Raw genomic sequence first — 4,168 nt, 5'->3', positions numbered from 1 at the left:
GGAGCAAGGTTGCACATGGGTCAATTCTCAGTGACAATTTTGGCGGCTGCCGGGTCAGTTCTCAGTGACAATCAACAGCATATCATCATCTTGTATGACCTTGCGAGCCGGATGCCACTTGCCTGGATCATCACCGAAAACCCCAATGCCGAGGCGACCCTTGCGCTGCTGCGCATGGCGACCCGTGACAAGACCCGTGAACAGCGGCGCTATGGATGCCTGAACGAGCCGGCCCGGGGTTGCGGAATTCTGTATTTGCGCAATGATAACGGGACCGGCCTGCGGAATTCGACGGTTATCGGATCTCTGATGGGCATAGACACGATCAACACCACCACCCGTACATATCGCCCGGAAGATCGGTCGCCGGATGAGCGTGTATTCGGAACGCTGGAATCCCGTTTCTTCAAGCTGATGCCCGGCTACACTGGGCGGCGTCCGGGGGAACTCCCCGGCTATGACGCTATCCGGAACGGCGTGGTTGATGTGGAAACCCTTTACGGGATGCTGACCCGCTATCTGGTCGATGAGTATCCGTTCGAGCGACATTACGGGGTCGGCAAGGGCGGGCGGCGGCCTTGGGATGTCTATCAGGAGATCAACCGGACCCGGGGTCAGGTGGAACTGCCCGATCCGAACACCCGGCGCATCCATCTGGGCTGGGAGGTCGAGGCCACCCCTTCCGATGAGGGTGTCCGTGTCTTCGGTGGCATCTGGTTCAATTCTGACGAGCTGCAAATCATCCGGGACCAGCAGTTCTTCGAAGGGAAGGTCAAGGTATTCGTGGACCCGGACAATCTGAATATCGCGACCGTGCTGATGCCCGGCTATCGCGATCCCATCGAGGTCCATCTGCAGATGACTGTCTTCGCGGACATGACCATCGGGGAGGTGCTGCAGCTGATGGCCGAATATCGGCGCGAGGACCCCGAGACCTCGGAAATCTATCATGATCGCTTGATGCAGGCGAAGATCAGGCGTTTCGACGAGATCTCCACGATCGGGGTCGAGCATGATCTTCCACGGAACTATACCACCATCGAAGAGTGCAAGGCGATGGCAAAAGCCGTATTCGCTGGCGCCCGGGTTATCCGGTCAGAGACGCTGCCTGGGACGACGGCACCGGATGCGATCACCAATCCTGCTCCGGGTGGGGCGGTGTTCGCGCTCGGGGACGAGCCCTCGGTCATTGAAGGGAGCCTCAATCCGGATCCGTTCGAGGATGACGAGGTCAACCCGGATCCAGGCACGATCGAGGACGCGTCTCCGGATCAGCCCGAAACGTCCCCGGACACACCGCCCTCGTCCCCGAAACCCCGTAATCCGTCGGTCCCGAAAGAGGTCGTAAAACTGGCCCGCCCGGCAAATCTCAAGGAGTTGAAATAATGTCATTTATCAATAAAGCCCTCGTGGATGTCCGCCTGCCGCTTCAGGAGGCCCGGTTCCCCTTCATCCGGTCCGAAAACCTTCGCGACGCCCTGACATGGTGCGCCACCGACTATTACACAAAGGCCTCCATCGGGGGACGGTTCGAGGCGCGGGGCATCGTTGTCATCGGAGAATCCCGCCAGGGGAAATCGACCGAGATCGAGACGATGTTGAAGGCCTTCAACGACGGGACGACCATCATGCCCGATGGCCGTCCCGCTAAGATCGTGTCCTGCGTTCTGTCGGGAAAACTCACCTGGAAAGACCTCGGGGGCGCTATTCTGAAGGTTTTGAAATATCCCATGCAGGGGCGTCATTCCCAAGCCGAGATCTGGGCGAAGGTCCAGAAAGTCGCGGAGCTTCAGGGCGTAGTTGGCATCCATTTTGACGAATGCCAACACGTCTTCACGGACGCGGACACCGTGACCAACCAGAAAATCCTCGATAATTTCAAGTCGCTCCTCAAGGACCACAACTGGCCCTTGATGCTGATTTTCTCCGGGATCCCGAGCCTTGCGACCCAGATCAAGAAAGAGGAGCAACTCGACCGGTTGCTCCGGGCCGTGCGTTTAAACGGGATCGACCTGTCCCGATCCGCGGATAAGGATGAGTTAGTTCACCTCTTGTTCAGCTATGCCGACAAGGCTGGTCTGCAAATCGATGATCTCGCGACCGAGGATTTCCTGGAACGATTGTCCTTCGCGGCATGTTTACGTTGGGGGTTGGTAATCGAACTTCTGATCGAGGCGTTCTGCCTTGCCGCGTTCACCTCGGACAAGACCTGCACGATCGATCATTTTTCAGAGTCGTTCTCGAAAATTTCCGGGTTCCCCAAGGGCTACTCACCGTTCACCTTGAAAAACTATCGGGACAATTTTGATCCCGCAAAAATCCTGGAGATGATCGAAAAGACAAGGAAAAAGAAGTCCCGAGGACAGAAGGATTCCTGATCAAGACAATCAAACGAACATCGCGACGAACAAGGGGCCCCATCGTGTGGCCCCTTTTTGTTTGTCGGTTTCGTTCAAGGTGTGCATGGTTATGGTTCCGGTGTGCATGTAGTTGCCCCACCTTGCAATTTCGTTCGAAAATAGATATTTAAAAACATATACTTGCGGTCGGGAAATTTACTGCGAATCACTCAGGTGCGCATTCATATGCCCCATCCACACTGTATGAGGGGCATATGAATGCGCAAAACGGCAGTTTTTGCTGCGCACCGTGTCAAGAGTTAATTTAAGTCTCGTCGATTCTTTTTGTTAAACGTCCGATTAAAAATAAATATTTGAGGATTTGGGTCATCCGGCGTCCAAACAGCGGCTTTTCCGGTGGAAGTCAGTGTTTGATGCCGAGGACCAGACCGCTGACCCCGCCCCCTCAGGACAAGCCATCCACTCTCGTGGGGTTGGTGGTTTACGATGAGTCGGATCTTGACAGGGAATGGCATGTCTCTGGGCCCTGCCATCGGAAAGAGCCCAAAGCGGTCATTGTTGCACAAGGCGATTCCTCGTAGAACTTCCTGAGAAAGTGGGACAATCAGAGATTACCATGGAAATTCGACAGCTTACCAGTGATGATGTTCGCGTGCTCAAAACCATTCGAATGGAAGCACTCCGGTTGGAGCCAGCAGCTTTCGCCAGCAGTTTAGAAGACTGGGCATCCCTGTCTGACGAGGAATGGGCCGCCAGATTGGAACTGCCGGTATTTGTGGCATTCAAGGCCGGGGAGCCAGTCGGCATCATGGGCTTACTTCGGCAGAAAGCGAGGAAGATGAAGCATCGATCCACGCTGATCATGGTCTACCTTCGTTCCAGTGCCCGGGGTCAAGGATTTGCCGAGGGCCTTCTGACGGCGGCAACCGAATTTGCCGTGCAGAACGGAATTTCGCAAATCGAATTGAATGTGAGCAGCAAAAACAGCCAGGCAATCCGCTTCTATGAGCGGAACGCTTTCCGGAAGATCGGAGTCATTCCGGCAGGGATGATACACGATGGGGAGGAGGTTGATGAGGTAATTATGGCACGGCGCCTGATCTGACCAAATGCCCGGTTAGAGAAGCGGTCATCCATCGGTGACGTAGCAGACGGCTTGCAGCTTATTTCCATCCGGGTCACGGACGTAGGCGGCATAATAATTGTCGCCATAGTGCGGACGGGGTCCGGGCTTACCTGCACAGCTTCCACCCAAGCGCAGTGCCATCTCATGAAAGGTATGAACCGCATCTTTCGTTTCGGCGATGAATGCGATGTGGGTGCCGTTTCCCCATGTTGCAGGACGGCCATCTTCCGGGGGATAAAGGTAAATCGTCGGCATACCGCCATTCTTGTAGGCAGGCGGTTTGCCCGGAGGCTTCGGCAGTCGTTCAAAACCTAGAACGCCGAGAACCACGTCATAGAAGCGTCCAGCGCGTTCAGTATCGTTGGTGCCGAGCGTAATGTGGCTGATGATGGACATCGGGACCTCTCTGTGATGCCCACATAGAATAAAACATGAACAATCCAGTGCCAATCGTTTTCGAGCAATGACCGCAAAGCGCCCTTTTCGACCACCCCTCCAACCAGAATCCCCCTCTTTGATCCGAGCCGTGCCATGTAGGTATCGGCATCCTTGCCGAACAGATGCGGGCCGGGGGCCAGCTGCAGCGCATTCATCCGTGCGGCAATCGGGGTGGTTGCGGGGTCGGCCAGGATGAAACCAAGCCCCATCCGCATGCTGAGCAGATCGCGCAGGGTGATCGGCC

At 55.8% G+C, this 4,168-nt stretch carries 4 protein-coding genes and 1 pseudogene; 3 read left to right on the top strand and 2 right to left on the bottom strand.

Translation table 11 applies throughout. From position 1 onward, the window contains the following. The 3 genes and pseudogenes from HUK65_RS18080 to HUK65_RS18070 all read left to right on the top strand — a co-directional run. Positions 1-1,386, top strand: a pseudogene (locus tag HUK65_RS18080) (hypothetical protein); the annotation flags it as partial. Next, positions 1,386-2,378 (top strand): AAA family ATPase, encoded by a 993-nt coding sequence (locus tag HUK65_RS18075; protein ID WP_179907650.1) that lies wholly within the window; start codon positions 1,386-1,388, stop codon positions 2,376-2,378. The pseudogene HUK65_RS18080 and the gene HUK65_RS18075, both read left to right, overlap by 1 nt. A gap of 598 nt (positions 2,379-2,976) precedes the next feature. Continuing rightward, the gene (locus HUK65_RS18070; protein ID WP_179907649.1) at positions 2,977-3,465 is read left to right on the top strand and encodes a GNAT family N-acetyltransferase; all 489 of its coding nucleotides are present in this window, start codon (positions 2,977-2,979) and stop codon (positions 3,463-3,465) included. Positions 3,466-3,489: 24 nt separating this feature from the next. Here HUK65_RS18070 and HUK65_RS18065 read toward each other — a convergent pair whose 3' ends face one another. Together HUK65_RS18065 and HUK65_RS18060 are read right to left on the bottom strand one after the other, a co-directional pair. Beyond that, a complete protein-coding gene (locus HUK65_RS18065) occupies positions 3,490-3,882 on the bottom strand; it encodes a VOC family protein (protein ID WP_179907648.1) in 393 nt (130 codons plus the stop codon). Then, on the bottom strand, positions 3,798-4,168 hold a 371-nt coding region (locus HUK65_RS18060; protein WP_235442264.1), incomplete at its 5' end, for a hypothetical protein. The genes HUK65_RS18065 and HUK65_RS18060, both read right to left, overlap by 85 nt.

Source organism: Rhabdonatronobacter sediminivivens, assembly GCF_013415485.1.
Classification (GTDB): domain Bacteria; phylum Pseudomonadota; class Alphaproteobacteria; order Rhodobacterales; family Rhodobacteraceae; genus Rhabdonatronobacter; species Rhabdonatronobacter sediminivivens.
This window is presented reverse-complemented; position numbering and strand designations above follow the sequence as displayed.